Source organism: Pseudomonas sp. GM60 (assembly GCF_000282415.1).
GTDB lineage: Bacteria > Pseudomonadota > Gammaproteobacteria > Pseudomonadales > Pseudomonadaceae > Aquipseudomonas > Aquipseudomonas migulae.
Map to the genome: position 1 here is coordinate 22,317 of NZ_AKJI01000035.1, position 15,230 is coordinate 37,546.

The window sequence follows — 15,230 nt, forward strand, 5'->3', positions numbered from 1 at the left end:
CTAACGGCGCATTGCGCCCTTGTCGTGCAGCGGAGAAAAGTGCTTGGACAGAGTGTTTATCGAGGGCCTGGAAGTCGACACCGTGATCGGTGCCTACGACTGGGAGCGAGGCATCCGACAGTGCTTGCGTCTTGATCTGAGCTTCGCCTGGGACAATCGCCCGGCCGCGGCTGGTGATGACCTGACCCTGGCGCTCGATTACGCGAGCGTTTCGTCGCGCATCCAGGCCTTTGCCGAGCAAGCGCAGTTCCAGTTGGTCGAAACCTTTGCCGAGCGTCTGGTTGAAGTGCTGATGAGCGAGTTCAACATTACCTGGATGCGTCTCAAACTGACCAAGCCAGGTGCCGTCCCGGCGGCTACCGGTGGTGTGGGCGTGGAGATCGAGCGCGGATGTCGCTGACTCAGGTGTATCTCGGGCTCGGTAGCAATATCGAGCGCGAAACCCATTTGCAGGCTGGCCTGGAAGCCCTGGCGGGTTTTCTGGTGGATATAAGATGCTCGGCGGTGTTTGAAAGCCAGCCGGTGGGGATCAAGAGCGGGCCGTTCTTCAATTTCGTGGTCTCGGCTTACACCGATTTGCCGCTGATAGAGCTGGACCGCCGACTGAAATTCATCGAGGCAGACAACGGTCGCTATGCACCGGACCGCAAGGGTTTGCCACTGGATATCGACGTGCTGTTGTTTGGTGATCTGGTGGGCAACTTCGACGGATTGATTCTGCCGCGTGCAGAGATCCTGAAAAATGCCTTCGTGTTGTGGCCGTTGTCGCTCATTGCGCCGGATCGTGTGCATCCGGGCGTAGGCAAAAGCTTTGCGACGTTGTGGGATGAGGCTGAAATCGATCAAGTGTTGGCGCCAGTGGCGTTTGAATGGCGTGGTCAGCAGCTGACTCCCCAGAATTTGCTGTGACCTGAATGACGCCTTCGCGGGCAAGCCTCGCTCCTACAAGTATGCGTTACCCTGTAGGAGCGAGGCTTGCCCGCGAAGCTTTTCAGGAAGGCGCCGTCTCTTTGTAAATCTTCAGCGCTTTAAGCCGCTCACGCTTGATCGCCTCTCCCAATTCAGGCCCCTTGAATCCCTTCTCCAACAACGGCTGTACCGCCACGCTTCGCGCCGCATTCGCCGCCCCGCGCAAATAATCCGCCTGTGGGTAACTTCTCTGCTCCAGCCCTTTGCGCCCGCGCGCGTCCATTTCACACGCTGCAATAAACTCCTCAAACCGCTGCGGGCGACGATAGACGTCAAAACTCTGCAGCAGCTCCAGCAACGTCGAGGGCTTTAACTCCAGGGCGCGATGGCCATGGGTGTGATACTGCCCCACCAGCAAAGCCAGTTCCTGGCAGTCCTTCGGTGCCTTGAAGCGTTCATTGACCGCTTTGATCAGCTTCAGGCCGGTGTGTTCGTGGGCGATGTGCCGCGGCCAGTCTTCTTTCGGCGTCAGTCCTTTGCCCAGGTCATGCAGCAGGCAAGCCCAACGCACAGTCAGTGGTTGTTTGTGCAGCGCTGATTGCTCAAGCACGCTCAAGGTGTGCACGCCCGTGTCGATTTCCGGGTGATGAGCTTCCGGTTGCGGCACGCCGAACAGGGCATCGACTTCTGGCATCAGTACCTTGAGAGCGCCGCACTCGCGCAGCACTTCGATAAACACCTGCGGTTGATCTTCCAGCAGTGCGCGGGAAATTTCTTTCCAGCTGCGTTCGGCGGTCAATGCCTCCAGTTCGCCCGACTCGCTGAGTTGGCGCATCAGCTCCAGCGTTTCCGGTGCGACGGTGAAGCCCAGTTCCGCATAACGAGCGGCAAAGCGCGCAACGCGCAGAACACGGAGCGGATCTTCGGCAAATGCGGGGGAAACGTGACGCAGAACGCGAGCTTCGAGATCGCGTTGGCCATGGTACGGGTCGGTCAAATTCTGTTGATCGTCTTCAGCCATTGCGTTGATCGTCAGGTCGCGACGAATCAGGTCTTCTTCGAGGGTGACTTCGGGGCTGGCGTGAAAGGTAAAACCGCCGTAACCGCGTCCGCTTTTGCGTTCAGTCCGGGCGAGGGCATATTCCTCACCACTTTTTGGATGAAGAAACACCGGGAAGTCCGCGCCCACCGGGCGATAGCCCTTGGCGAGCATTTCTTCGGTGGTGGCGCCGACCACGACCCAGTCGATATCGGTGACAGGTTTGCCCAGCAGGCGATCGCGTACCGCACCGCCGACTTTATAAATCCGCATAAAAAACCTCCGTTAGCCCGACAGAATAACCGTTGCGTCGAGCTTGCGGAGGTGCGAACAGGATCAAAGATGAATGACGGCCAGGTCCAGTCGGCCGTATTCGCCTTCGCTGTGCTCGCTTCTGGGCGGTACGTGGTGGGTTTTCATCACCTGATCCCCTTGCAGGGTTTCCAGGTGAATGTCGAAGCCCCAGAGGCGGTGCAAGTGTTTAAGCACTTCCTCGGTGGACTCGCCCAGCGGTTTGCGGTCGTGTTGCTGGTGACGCAGGGTCAGGGAGCGGTCTCCGCGGCGGTCGATGCTGTAGATCTGGATGTTGGGTTCGCGATTGCCCAGGTTGTACTGTGCGGCCAGGGTTTCCCGGATGGTGCGGTAGCCATCTTCGTCGTGGATGGCCGGTACCAGCAGGTCGTCCTTCTGGTCATCATCGAGAATGCTGAACAATTTCAGGTCGCGGATCACTTTCGGTGACAGGTACTGCAGGATGAAGCTTTCATCCTTGAAGCTGCTCATGGCGAACTTGATGGTCGATAGCCAGTCGGTGCCGGCGATTTCCGGGAACCAGCGGTAATCTTCCTCGGTGGGGGTTTCACACATGCGCCGGATATCACGGTACATGGCAAAGCCCAGGGTGTAGGGGTTTATTCCGTTGTAGTACGGGCTGTCGAAGCCCGGCTGGAAGACCACGCTGGTGTGGGAGGTCAGGAACTCCATCATGAAGCCGTCGGTGACCAGGCCTTCGTCGTACAGGTCGTTCATCAGGGTGTAATGCCAGAACGTGGCCCAGCCTTCGTTCATCACCTGAGTCTGGCGTTGCGGGTAAAAATACTGCGCGATCTTGCGCACGATCCGCACGATCTCCCGCTGCCAGGGCTCCAGCAGCGGCGCGTGTTTTTCGATGAAGTACAGGATGTTTTCCTGCGGTTCGGCGGGGAAGCGTGCGTTGTCCCGGTCGCTGTACTTGTCCGCGCCTTTCGGAATGGTGCGCCACAGATCGTTGATCTGTTTCTGCAAATGCTCCTCCCGGTCCTTTTGCCGACGACGTTCTTCCTCGGCGGAAATCGGGTAAGGGCGTTTGTAGCGGTCAACCCCGTAGTTCATCAGCGCATGGCAGGAGTCCAGCAGGTCCTCGACCGCGTCGATGCCGTGGCGCTCTTCGCACTGCATGATGTACTGCTTGGCGAACACCAGGTAATCGATGATCGAGCTGGCGTCGGTCCAGGTGCGAAACAGGTAGTTGCCCTTGAAGAAGCTGTTGTGCCCGTAGCAGGCGTGAGCCACCACCAGCGCCTGCATGCAGATGGTGTTTTCTTCCATCAGGTAGGCGATGCAGGGGTCCGAGTTGATCACGATTTCGTAGGCCAGCCCCATCTGCCCGCGAGTGTAGGATTTTTCGGTGCTGAGGAAGTGTTTGCCGTACGACCAATGGTGATAACCCAGCGGCATGCCGACGGAGGCATACGCGTCCATCATCTGCTCGGCCGTGATCACTTCGATCTGGTTAGGGTAGGTATCGAGCGCATAGCGAGCCGCGATACGACTGATTTCGCGGTCGTAGGCCTGGATCAGCTCGAACGTCCATTCGGAGCCGGTGGAAATGGGTTGGCGCTTCTGCTCTTTGGCGGTCATGTCACTAACCTGCGCTGGAAGAGTTCACGGAAGACCGGATAGATATCCCCGGCCGAGACCAGTTGTTGCTGGGCAAAGGTGTCAGAAAAGGCTTCGGCGATGCGCTCGTACTCGAACCACAGGGCCTGATGTTCGCGTGGGGTGATCTCAACGTAAGTGTAGTACTGCACGAACGGCATGATCTGGTTGATCAGAATGTCGCGGCAGATCGGCGAGTCGTCATTCCAGTTATCGCCGTCGGAAGCCTGGGCGGCGTAGATGTTCCACTCGTTGCTCGGATAGCGTTCGGCCATGATCTCCTGCATCAGTTTCAACGCGCTGGAAACGATGGTGCCGCCGGTTTCGCGGGAATAGAAGAATTCTTCCTCATCGACTTCCCGGGCACTGGTGTGGTGGCGGATGAAAACCACGTCAATCTTGTCGTAGTTACGCTTGAGGAACAGGTACAGCAGGATAAAGAAACGCTTGGCGATGTCCTTGGTCGCCTGGGTCATGGAGCCGGACACGTCCATCAGGCAGAACATCACCGCCTTCGAACTGGGGTTGGGTTGCTTGATCAGCAGGTTGTACTTGAGGTCGAAAGTGTCGAGGAACGGTACGCGATGAATGCGCGCACTGAGTTTTTCGATTTCTGCCTCGATTTTCTGAATATCGCCGAAGTTGTCCGGTTCTTCCTGCTTGAGTCGCAGCAATTCCTCTTTGGCTTCGCGCAGTTTCGCCCGGCTGCTGCCGGACAGGGCGATTCGTCGGGCGTGGGCCGAGCGCAAGGTGCGGATGATGTTGATCCGCGACGGGTTGCCTTCGTTGCTGATGCCTGCACGAACGGTTTTGAAGGTATCGGTGCCGGTCAGGTTGCGCTTGACCAGATTGGGCAGTTCCAGGTCCTCGAACATGAACTCGAGGAACTCTTCCTGGGTGATCTGGAAGACGAACTCGTCCATGCCTTCACCCGAGTTGCCAGCCTTGCCGGGCCCTCTGCCGCCGCCACCTCCGGGCGGACGGGCGATGTGCTCGCCGCTGGTGAACTCTTTGTTGCCGGGGTGCACGACGGTCTGTTTGCCCCCGCGACCGTGGTGAAGCACCGGCTCGTCGATGTCGCGGCCGGGAATGCTGATCTGTTCGCCGTGTTCCATGTCGGTGATGGAGCGCCGGCTGACCGCCTCTTCGACAGCCTTTTTGATGTGATCACGGTAACGCCGCAGAAACCGCTGACGGTTCACCGTGCTCTTGTTCTTGCCATTGAGACGTCGGTCGATCACATAGCTCATGACTGCTCCTTAGAAGCTGTCCTGAAAGGGGCGAGCGGTGATGCAGCATCGGACCGAAGGCCAAGGGATATTCAACGCTCCCCCAAGCGCTTTGGATGCTGCCTGAACTCGCTACCGACTTTCGAACACCTTCCAGAGGCCTGTGTAACAGAAAATGCGTACACAGGCCTCTGGCTGACGACAACCGGTCTGACCGGCAGCGGGTTATTGTGATTTTCTGACCCGCAGGTACCACTCGGACAGCAGTCGTACCTGTTTGTCGGTGTAGCCCCGCTCGACCATCCGTGTGACGAAGTCGTTGTGTTTCTGCTGGTCCTCTTTGCTCGCCTTGGCGTTGAAGCTGATGACGGGCAGGAGGTCCTCGGTGTTGGAGAACATTTTCTTCTCGATGACCACCCGCAGTTTTTCGTAGCTGAGCCAGGTCGGGTTCTTGCCGTTGTTGTTGGCACGGGCGCGCAGCACGAAGTTGACGATTTCGTTACGGAAATCCTTCGGATTGCTGATACCGGCCGGTTTTTCGATTTTCTCCAGTTCTTCGTTCAGCGCCACGCGATTGAGGATCTCGCCGGTTTCCGGGTCGCGGTATTCCTGGTCCTGGATCCAGAAGTCGGCGTACAGCACGTAGCGATCGAAGATGTTCTGGCCGTACTCGCTGTACGACTCGAGGTAGGCGGTCTGGATTTCCTTGCCGATGAACTCGATGTAACGCGGCGCCAGGTACTCCTTGAGGAAGCGCAGGTAGCGTTCGCGGGTTTCAGCCTGGAATTGTTCCTGTTCGATCTGTTGTTCCAGCACGTAGAGCAAATGCACCGGGTTGGCGGCGATTTCGTGCGGATCGAAGTTGAAGACCTTCGACAGAATCTTGAACGCGAAACGGGTCGACAGACCGTTCATGCCTTCGTCGACACCGGCATTGTCGCGGTATTCCTGGATCGACTTGGCCTTCGGATCGGTGTCCTTGAGGTTTTCACCGTCGTAGACCCGCATCTTGGAGTAGATGTTCGAGTTTTCCGGCTCCTTGAGGCGCGAGAGCACGGTGAACTGGGCGAGCATCTTCAGCGTGTCCGGTGCGCAGTGCGCCTTGGCCAGGGAGCTGTTGAACAAGAGCTTGTCGTAGATCTTCACTTCGTCGCTGACCCGCAGGCAGTACGGCACTTTGACGATGTAGATCCGGTCGATGAAGGCTTCGTTGTTCTTGTTGTTGCGGAAGGTGTGCCATTCCGATTCGTTGGAGTGAGCCAGCAGGATCCCGGTAAACGGAATCGCCCCCAGACCTTCGGTACTGTTGTAGTTGCCTTCCTGGGTGGCGGTCAGCAATGGGTGCAGCACCTTGATCGGTGCCTTGAACATTTCGACGAATTCCATCAGGCCCTGGTTGGCCCGGCACAGTGCGCCCGAGTAGCTGTAGGCGTCGGCGTCGTTTTGCGGGAATTCTTCCAGTTTGCGGATATCGACCTTGCCCACCAGTGCCGAGATGTCCTGGTTGTTTTCGTCTCCCGGCTCGGTTTTGGCCACGGCGATCTGGTTGAGGATCGACGGATAGAGCTTCACTACGCGGAACTGGCTGATGTCACCACCGAACTCGGCCAGACGTTTGGTGGCCCATGGCGACATGATGGTGTTGAGATAGCGCCGCGGAATGCCGAAGTCTTCTTCGAGGATCGCGCCATCTTCGGTGGCGTTGAACAGACCCAAAGGAGATTCGAAAACCGGCGAGCCTTTGATCGCGTAGAAAGGCACCTTCTCGATAAGCTGTTTCAGTTTCTCGGCCAGGGACGATTTACCGCCGCCGACGGGGCCGAGCAGATAGAGGATTTGTTTTTTCTCTTCCAGGCCCTGAGCGGCATGGCGGAAATACGAGACGATTTGGTCGATGCATTCTTCCATCCCGTGGAAGTCTTCAAAGGCCGGATAGCGGCGGATCACCTTGTTGGAAAAGATTCGCGAAAGCCTCGAGTTGGTCGAGGTGTCGAGCAGCTCCGGTTCTCCGATGGCCAGCAACAAACGCTCGGCGGCGGAAACGTAGGCGCTGCGGTCCTTTTTGCACAGCTCCAGGTACTCTTGCAGTGAGAGTTCTTCCTGGCGTGTGGACTCGAAGCGTTGTTGGAAGTGGCTAAAGATACTCATGACGTCACCTCGCTCGATACGTGGAGCCGACGCCGGATCAGTCAGTCGATGCTGGCAGCAACCGGATATGCAGTCGCTGTTTACCCCCCAGAACCCTTTCAAAGCGTACCGCCCCGAAAGCTACTCCCGATGACCCGCGCGCCGGTGTACCGGCTCTCCCCTGTTTTGGATGGCCTGCGCTTAAGGATAGTTGCTTATTCGGGAGGTAAAGGCGAGATGCGTAATTAGTTGTGGCAGACCGTTCGTCTGCCACCGCGCAAGCCCGCGGCAGCCGGGGCTTGTACGTTACAAAAAAATTATTCGGAAGTGCCTTGCGCGGTTTCCGAAGGATAAGTCGTACGCCACAGCTCAAAACCGCCGTCCATGCTGTAGACATCGGAGAAGCCCTGGCTGATCAGGTAGGCCGCTGCGCCCTGGCTGGAATTGCCGTGATAGCAGACCACCACCGTCGGTGCGTCCAGGTCCGCGCCCTGAATGAAAGCATGCAGGGAATGGTTGTCCAGATGCTTCGAGCCGCTGATGTGCAGCGCGGCAAATGTTGCCGGGTCTCGAACATCGACCACCACCGCGCCTTGTTCGCGCAGGGCCTGGGCCTGTTCTGGGGGGATACGTTTGAATTCGCTCATGGCGGGCTCCTGTGGCTCGGCTGAAAGCGCAGTCTAGCGCCGGGCGCTGGCTGGCGTTTGTTCGGAAATAGGGGAGGCGACTGACGGCAGGAAGGTGTGGCCATGCTCGTCGCATTTGCACTGAAGGCGTTCAAGGGTGTCGACGTTCATCAGGGTCATCGACCCGCCCCAGACGCAACCGGTGTCGAGGGCGAAGATGCCCGGCTCGTTGCACTGACCTTCGAGCGCTGCCCAGTGGCCGAAGATGATCTTCACGTCCCTGGTCTTGCGCTCCTTGTAAGTGAACCAGGGCGCATAACCTGGCGGCGCGGTGTCGACGCCTTCCTTGCCCTTGAGGTCGAGTTTGCCTTCGCTGGTGCAGAAACGCATGCGGGTGAAATAGTTGGTGATCACGCGCAGACGGGTTACGCCTTTGAGATCGCTGTCCCATTTCAGTGGTTCGTTGCCGTACATGCCGTCGAGGTAAGGTGCGAAGCGATTGTCGTCGCGCAGGGCTTCTTCGACTTCGGCGGCGCACTTCAGGGCTTTGCGCAGCGACCATTGCGGGGGGATGCCGGCGTGGACCAAGGCGATGTTGCGCTGCTCGTCGTAATGCATGAGCTTTTGCTGGCGCACCCATTCCAGCAGTTCCACACGATCCGGCGCTTCGAGAATCTCGCGCAGGGTGTCGGCTTTCTTCAGGCGTTCGATGTTATGCCCGGCGGCCAGCAGATGAAGATCGTGGTTGCCGAGCACGCATACCAGTGATTCGCGAATGCTATAGAGGAAGCGCAAGGTTTCCAGCGACTGCGGGCCACGGTTGACCAGATCGCCCACCAGCCACAGTTTGTCCCGGGCAGGGTCGAAGGCGACTTGCTTGAGCAGGCATTTCAACGGTTCGAGGCAACCTTGCAGGTCGCCAACGGCATACGTCGCCATCAGTGCAGGGCTCCGGGCACCGCCAGGCGGAATGGAGCGATGATGGCGTCGAAGTGTTTGCCGTCTTCGGCAATCATTTGATAGCTGCCTTGCATGTTGCCGACCTTGGTCGTCATCACCGTGCCGCTGCTATAGGTGTGGCTCTCGCCTGCCTTGATCAACGGCTGTTGGCCAACCACGCCGGCACCGCGAACCTCCTCGACATGCCCGTCACCATCGGTGATCACCCAGTGCCGAGACAACAGCTTGGCCGGTAATTCGCCATTGTTGTGCACGGTGATGGTGTAAGCGAAGGCAAAGCGGTTTTGCTCGGGTTGCGATTGTTCTGCCAGATAGCGGGTGACGACGCTGACGTCGACCTGATAACGAGGATCGGACATTCAAGAGGCCTTAAAAACGAAGCGGGACGCGGGGCGTAGCTGATGGAATTCAGTCTAGGCCAAGTATCGGGTAGTAAACCAGACATGAGGGCTGGTGTCCTACCCGATAACGCTTGTTGCCTGTCAGTCGGCGGCGGGTTTCTGTAGGACTTGTTCGCTGAGTTTGTCGGCCAAGCGTACGAAGGCTGCAAGATCGAGCTGCTCCGGGCGCAGGCTGCCGTCGACACCGGCGGCGGTGATTTCGTCGTTGCTCAGCAGCAACTTGAGGGTGTTGCGCAGGGTCTTGCGGCGCTGGTTGAAGGCTTCGCGCACGACGCGCTCCAGCAAGCGGTGATCCTTGGCCGGGTGCGGCAGTACGGCGTGAGGCACCAGGCGCACGATGGCAGAATCGACTTTCGGCGGCGGGTTGAACGCGCCGGGGCCAACGTTGAACAGGTGCTCTACGCGACAATGGTACTGAACCATGATCGACAGACGACCCCAGTCACCGCCGCCAGGGCCTGCCGCCAGGCGCTCGACCACTTCTTTCTGCAGCATGAAGTGCATGTCGCGAATGATGCCTGCGTTGTGCAGCAGGTGGAAAATCAGCGGCGTGGAGATGTTGTACGGCAGGTTGCCCACCACGCGGAGGCTGTTCGGCGCGGCGTTCAGGCTGTTGAAGTCGAACTTCAGCGCGTCGCCCTGGTGCAGGTTGAAATTGCTCTTGCCGGCGAACTGCTGGTTGAGGATCGGGATCAGGTCTTTATCCAGCTCTACTACGTCCAGCTGGGCACCGCTGTTCAGCAGGCCCTGGGTCAGCGCACCCTGGCCCGGACCGATTTCCAGCAGGCGGTCTTCGGGCTTGGCATGGATGGAGCGCAGGATGCGGTCGATAACGCCGGCATCGTGCAGGAAGTTCTGGCCAAAGCGTTTGCGCGCCTTGTGTTGGTAATGCTCGGTCATAAACGGGTCTCGGCCATCTGGTAGGCGGTTTCCAGGGCGACTTGCAGGCTGCCGGTGTCGATTTTGCCGCTGCCGGCCAGGTCCAGGGCAGTGCCGTGGTCGACCGACGTGCGGATGATCGGCAAGCCGAGGGTCACGTTGACTGCTGCGCCGAAGCCTTTGTATTTCAGCACGGGCAAGCCCTGGTCATGGTACATCGCCAGCACCGCGTCGCAGTGCTCCAGATATTTGGGGGTAAACAGAGTGTCGGCGGGCAGGGGGCCGCGAAGGTCCATGCCTTCGTCACGCAGGCGCTCTAATGTAGGTTCGATGATGTCGATTTCTTCATGGCCCAGGTGTCCACCTTCGCCGGCATGGGGATTGAGCCCGCACACCAGGATACGCGGCTGGGCGATGCCGAATTTTTGTTGCAGGTCGGCATGCAGAATCCGCGTGACGCGCTCCAGACGCTCCGGTGTGATTGCATCGGCAATCTCGCGAAGGGGCAGGTGAGTGGTGACCAGTGCCACGCGCAATCCGCGTGTCGCAAGCATCATCACCACTTGCGCGGTTTGCGTCAGGTCGGCGAGAAATTCTGTATGCCCGGAAAAGGCGATACCCGATTCGTTGATCACGCCCTTGTGCACAGGGGCGGTGATCATTCCGGCGAAGTGCCCGTCCAGGCAGCCCTGACCAGCGCGGGTCAGGGTTTCCAGTACGAAAGCGGCATTGGCTTTGTCGAGCTGACCGGCAGTCACCGGCGCATTGAGCGGCGTATCCCAGACATACAGGCTGTTGGCTGGCGCGGGGACATCCGGCCAGCTGTCCGGGGTCACCGGCAGCAAATCAACGACCACGCCCAACTGCGCGGCCCGCTCAAGGAGCAGGTCGCGGCTGGTAATGGCAATCAGGGGATGTGGCTGGGCTTGCGAGGCAACCAGCAGGCACAGGTCAGGACCTATGCCGGCCGGTTCGCCGGGTGTCAGCGCGAAACGTTGGGGTTTCACTGCGCTGCCTGGTCTGCACCAGGGAGTTTGATCTCTACGTACGCTTCGTCACGGATCTGACGCAGCCAGGTTTGCAGCTCTTCGTCGTATTTGCGGTTACGCAGTACGGTCATTGCTTGCTGCTCACGGGCCTGGGTGGTGCTGTCCGTGGCGCGGCGGCCAAGGACTTCCAGGACGTGCCAGCCATATTGGGTCTGGAACGGCTTGGACAGCTGACCTTGCGGGGTCTTGGCCATCACTTCGCGGAACTCGGGCACCAATGCATTCGGGTCGATCCAGTTCAGGTCGCCGCCGTTGAGGGCGGAACCCGGGTCTTCCGAGAAGCTTTTCGCCAGTTCGCCGAAATCTTCGCCCGATTCGATACGGGTGTAGAGCGACTGGGCCAGGGCCTTGGTTTTTGCTTCGTCGCGGATCGGGCTAGGTTTGACCAGGATATGACGCACGTGTACTTCGTCACGCGTCTGGGTCTCGCCGCCACGCTTGTCGAGGATCTTCAGGATGATGAAGCCGCCCGGCGTGCGCATCGGCTGGGTTACATCGCCGACCGACATGGTGCTCAGCATGCGATCGAACGGAGGTGGCAATTGAGCGGCTTTACGCCAGCCCATGTCGCCGCCTTCCAGTGCGGTTTCGCTGGCGGATTTGGCAATTGCCAACTGAGCGAAGTCAGCGCCTTGCTTGAGCTGCTGGTAAACCGCGTCGGCCTGTTTGGCAGCACTCTGAATTGCATCGGAATTAGCACTTTCCGGTGTAGGAATCAGGATGTTGGCCAAGCGGAACTCTTCGGACAGCTGCATTTTGCCAAGGTCGGAAGCGAGGAAGTTCTTCACTTCCTGCTCGGACACTTGAATGCGCTCAGCCACACGGCGTTGACGCACGCGGCTGATGATCATTTCACGACGAATCTGCTCGCGAGCGTCTTCATAAGACAGGCCATCACGAGTCAGGGCCGCGCGGAATTGATCGATCGACATGTTATTGCGCTGGGCAATGGTGCCGACCGCCTGATTCAGCTCTTCATCGGTGATGCGAATGCCGGAGCGCTCGCCGATCTGCAGTTGCAGGTTTTCGACGATCAGACGCTCAAGCACCTGCTGATCCAGCACGCTGGCCGGCGGCGCAGAAGCACCGCGTTTGGCGATGGTTTGCTGAACTTCATGAACACGCTGGTCCAGTTGGCTCTGCATGACCACATCGTTGTCGACAATGGCCACCACTTTATCGATGGACTGTACCGCGGCATTCGCCGCAGTACCCAGGAACAGCGCGCCCAGCATTAGCGGGCGCAGACAATCAGAAAGCTTGGTCTTCACGTTCACGATAACCTTGGATGCCTTTGTCGAGGAAGCTCTCTACTTTGGCGCCGGTGAGGCCGCCGAGACCTTTCAGAACGATTTGTAGGAAGATGCCATGGTCGCCTTTTTCGTTTTCCGGGGAGTTCTGGCTGAACTCCTCATACGAAACCCAGTAACGGCTGATCAGGCGCAGTTTCCAGCAGCAGTTGTCGTACTCGAAACCACCGAAGGCTTCCAGGGTACGGTTGCGGTTGTAGTCATACTGCCAGCGACTGATGGCGTTCCATTGCGGCACGATCGGCCAGATCACCGAGAAGTCGTGCTGTTGGATCTTGTAGTAGTCCTTCACGTAGCCCGGGGTGCCCGGAGTACCGTAGTCACCACCGCCCACCGACCATTGACCGGTGTTCTGGTCGTAACGGACCTGGTCATTACGATAGCGATAGCCGGCGTTGATGACTTTGTTCGGGTTGTCTTCAGGCTGGTAGTGGAACATCGCGCTGCCCGAGCGAGGGCTGCGGCTTTCCGGGTCCCAGTTGTAATTGGCAGTGGTGCGCCAATCGCGGTTCCAGCGGTATTCGTATTCCAGCGCATAAGGCGAAACATCAGTCTGCGAATCCAGGCGGGTATTCGCATCGATCCCCGGCAACTGGACTTTGCGGTCTTGGAAATACAAGGCCTGGCCGACGCTGAGGCGTTGACGTTCGAAGCCGTCTTCTTCGATCCAGCGGTTGGTCACGCCCAGCGACAGTTTGTTCTCGTCGCCGACACGGTCGGAACCAGAGAAACGGTTGTCGCGGAACAGGGACGCATAGTTGAAGGTGTATTCGCCAGTGTCGAAAACCGGGATGTCCTTCTGGTCTTCTTCAGGGACGTACAGGTAGAACAGGCGTGGCTCCAGGGTCTGGCGATAGTTCTTGCCAAACCATGTGGTGTTACGGTCGAAATACAGGCCGCTGTCGATGCTTGCGATCGGGACGCCGCGGTTCTGGTTACTGCTGAACGTACCGTTGAGACGATCACGTTCGGCGCTCTGGCCGGCGATGTCGGCTTTACCCTTGCCATCGAGATCCAGCTGATATTGGGTGTACTGATACTTGAGCGTTGGCTTCACGAAGCCATAGGTCCAGTCCAGTGGCAGGCTGACGCCTGGCTTGAGGTTGAGGCGGTCACCGTTGGCGCGGGCCAGGCCGAACACATTGGTGTCCAGGCGAGGCGACAGGTTGCCGTTTTCATCGGAGAACTGACCCGTTTTCAAATCACGATCGAAACGCACGACTTCTGTTTCGTAGTCGAATTTCAGGCCGTACGGGCGCATTGGCAGCCGACCATTGAGGCTGATCTGCGGCAAACGATCATAGGGCGTGATGTTGGAAACGGTTGCAAGCTGATACGCCTGGGCGTTCAAACGAGCGGTGTAGTTGTCGCCACGGTAAGAAACGGAGCCTTGCTGATTGACGTAATCCTCGGTTTTTACACCAATCTGATCGGTCTGCAGATCCTGGAAATAATAAGGATCGCTGATCTTGGTGTAATCGACTTGCGTGTAAACGCGCGAGTCGAGACCGCCCTTGTGCTGCCAGTTGTACATGTAGCGGGTTTTTTCGTAGTCGGTCTGCTTGCTGCGGTCGGTGTTGTCATCATTGAGGTACGCAGCACCGAACTGACCTTCGCTGGACTTGGTCAGGTAGCGGAACTCACCTTCCATCAACAGGCCGCGCTTGCTCATGTAGCGCGGGTACAACGTGGCATCGTAGTTCGGCGCCAGGTTGAAGTAGTACGGGGTGACCAACAGGAAGCCAGTATCGCTGCCGCTGCCAATGGTTGGCGGCAGGAAGCCGGACTGACGACGGTCGTCGATCGGGAAATAAATGTACGGCGTGTACAGAACCGGAATGTCCTTGACCCGCAGCGTCACGTTGGTCGCGGTACCGAAACCGGTGGCCGGGTTCAAGGTGATGTTGTTGCCCTTGAGCTGCCAGGCGTTGCTGTTCGGTTCGCACGTGGTGTACGTACCATCCTTGAGGCGGATGATCGCGTTCTCGGCACGTTTGGCGTACAGCGCGTTACCGCGGATACGGGATTTGTGCATCACGTATTCGGCGTTGTCGACCTTGGCCTCACCGGTGTCGAGCTGCACTTCGGCGTGGTCGCCGACGATCAGCGCGCCGTTGTCGCGAATGCGCACGTTGCCGTCCAGCTCTCCACGGCTCTCGGCCTGGTAGAGGTTCGCTTCGTCGGCTTCGGCCTGCATGCTGCCCTGACGCAGGACCACGTCACCGGCCAGGGTAGCGATCTGTTCATCCTGCTTGTAGCGAGAAGCCTTGGCACCGACAAACGTCGGGGCGTCACTTTTATTCGTCTTGTCATTCATGCCAGGACGAATTGGTTCGATATAGGAACCAGAGCAGTAAGGACCGGTTTCGGCCAATTGCGCTGCAGTGAGATTCTCGCGCGGAACCCAGTCAAGGTGACTGTAGTCTGCGCTACGGGACTTGAGGCCGCGGCCTTTGGATTCGGTGACCTGCACAGGCTTGGTGCCGGTGTCTTCACTGGCGCCGCTCTCGGTAGGTGCTTCACCGGTTGCGGAGACTGCGCTGCCCTCATGGATGGGACGCGGTGGCAATGCAGCCGCCGGCGTCTTGGGCGCACAGTTCCAGGCACCCGAAGCAGAGACTGAGCAGTCATACTGTTCCGCGGCGACCACGAACGAAGTGGCTAGAGGTTGCAGGGCCAGCAGACTGCCAGTGACCAACAACGGAAATTTTTTACGAAACGCGGGGGATTTCAATGCCATCTTATTAGTCCGGGCTTCCTGCGTGCCATCTGCCCGCGGTGTGG

The 15,230-nt window shown here is 58.6% G+C and carries 13 protein-coding genes; 2 read left to right on the top strand and 11 right to left on the bottom strand.

The window, feature by feature from the left end; genetic code table 11:
• The first annotated feature begins 43 nt into the window (after positions 1-43).
• Positions 44-400 (top strand): dihydroneopterin aldolase, encoded by a 357-nt coding sequence (folB, locus tag PMI32_RS20435; RefSeq protein ID WP_008027044.1) that lies wholly within the window; start codon positions 44-46, stop codon positions 398-400.
• Positions 391-909, top strand: a complete 519-nt coding sequence (folK, locus tag PMI32_RS20430) for a 2-amino-4-hydroxy-6-hydroxymethyldihydropteridine diphosphokinase (protein ID WP_008027045.1) — start codon at positions 391-393, stop codon at positions 907-909. The genes folB and folK overlap by 10 nt, the downstream gene beginning before the upstream one ends.
• An 82-nt stretch (positions 910-991) precedes the next feature.
• On the opposite strand, the gene PMI32_RS20425 is transcribed toward folK, so the two are convergent.
• The 11 genes from PMI32_RS20425 to PMI32_RS20375 form a co-directional block, all read right to left on the bottom strand.
• Positions 992-2,221 carry a multifunctional CCA addition/repair protein gene (locus tag PMI32_RS20425; protein ID WP_008027047.1) on the bottom strand — a complete coding sequence of 410 codons (1,230 nt, stop codon included), beginning with the start codon at positions 2,219-2,221 and terminating at the stop codon, positions 992-994.
• A 63-nt stretch (positions 2,222-2,284) separates the two neighbouring features.
• A complete protein-coding gene (locus tag PMI32_RS20420; protein WP_008027050.1) occupies positions 2,285-3,847 on the bottom strand; it encodes a SpoVR family protein in 1,563 nt (520 codons plus the stop codon).
• Positions 3,844-5,115, bottom strand: a complete 1,272-nt coding sequence (locus tag PMI32_RS20415) for a YeaH/YhbH family protein (protein WP_007947798.1) — start codon at positions 5,113-5,115, stop codon at positions 3,844-3,846. Before PMI32_RS20415 ends, PMI32_RS20420 begins: the two co-directional genes overlap by 4 nt.
• 204 nt (positions 5,116-5,319) lie before the next feature.
• Positions 5,320-7,242, bottom strand: coding sequence for a PrkA family serine protein kinase (locus PMI32_RS20410; protein WP_008027052.1), 1,923 nt, complete (start codon positions 7,240-7,242; stop codon positions 5,320-5,322).
• A gap of 296 nt (positions 7,243-7,538) precedes the next feature.
• On the bottom strand, positions 7,539-7,868 hold the full coding sequence (glpE, locus tag PMI32_RS20405; RefSeq protein WP_008027054.1) for a thiosulfate sulfurtransferase GlpE: 330 nt from the start codon (positions 7,866-7,868) through the stop codon (positions 7,539-7,541).
• 33 nt (positions 7,869-7,901) lie between these two features.
• Positions 7,902-8,786, bottom strand: a complete 885-nt coding sequence (locus PMI32_RS20400) for a symmetrical bis(5'-nucleosyl)-tetraphosphatase (protein ID WP_008027057.1) — start codon at positions 8,784-8,786, stop codon at positions 7,902-7,904.
• Positions 8,786-9,166, bottom strand: a complete 381-nt coding sequence (apaG, locus tag PMI32_RS20395) for a Co2+/Mg2+ efflux facilitator ApaG/CorD (RefSeq protein ID WP_008027059.1) — start codon at positions 9,164-9,166, stop codon at positions 8,786-8,788. Before apaG ends, PMI32_RS20400 begins: the two co-directional genes overlap by 1 nt.
• 123 nt (positions 9,167-9,289) lie before the next feature.
• Positions 9,290-10,108, bottom strand: a complete 819-nt coding sequence (gene rsmA, locus PMI32_RS20390; protein WP_008027060.1) for a 16S rRNA (adenine(1518)-N(6)/adenine(1519)-N(6))-dimethyltransferase RsmA — start codon at positions 10,106-10,108, stop codon at positions 9,290-9,292.
• Complete coding sequence (pdxA, locus tag PMI32_RS20385) at positions 10,105-11,094, bottom strand: 4-hydroxythreonine-4-phosphate dehydrogenase PdxA (protein ID WP_008027062.1); 990 nt, start codon at positions 11,092-11,094, stop codon at positions 10,105-10,107. The genes rsmA and pdxA overlap by 4 nt, the downstream gene beginning before the upstream one ends.
• Positions 11,091-12,407 (bottom strand): peptidylprolyl isomerase SurA, encoded by a 1,317-nt coding sequence (gene surA / locus PMI32_RS20380; protein ID WP_032828657.1) that lies wholly within the window; start codon positions 12,405-12,407, stop codon positions 11,091-11,093. Before surA ends, pdxA begins: the two co-directional genes overlap by 4 nt.
• A complete protein-coding gene (locus tag PMI32_RS20375; RefSeq protein WP_008027066.1) occupies positions 12,388-15,186 on the bottom strand; it encodes an LPS-assembly protein LptD in 2,799 nt (932 codons plus the stop codon). Before PMI32_RS20375 ends, surA begins: the two co-directional genes overlap by 20 nt.
• Between the last annotated feature and the right edge of the window lie 44 nt (positions 15,187-15,230).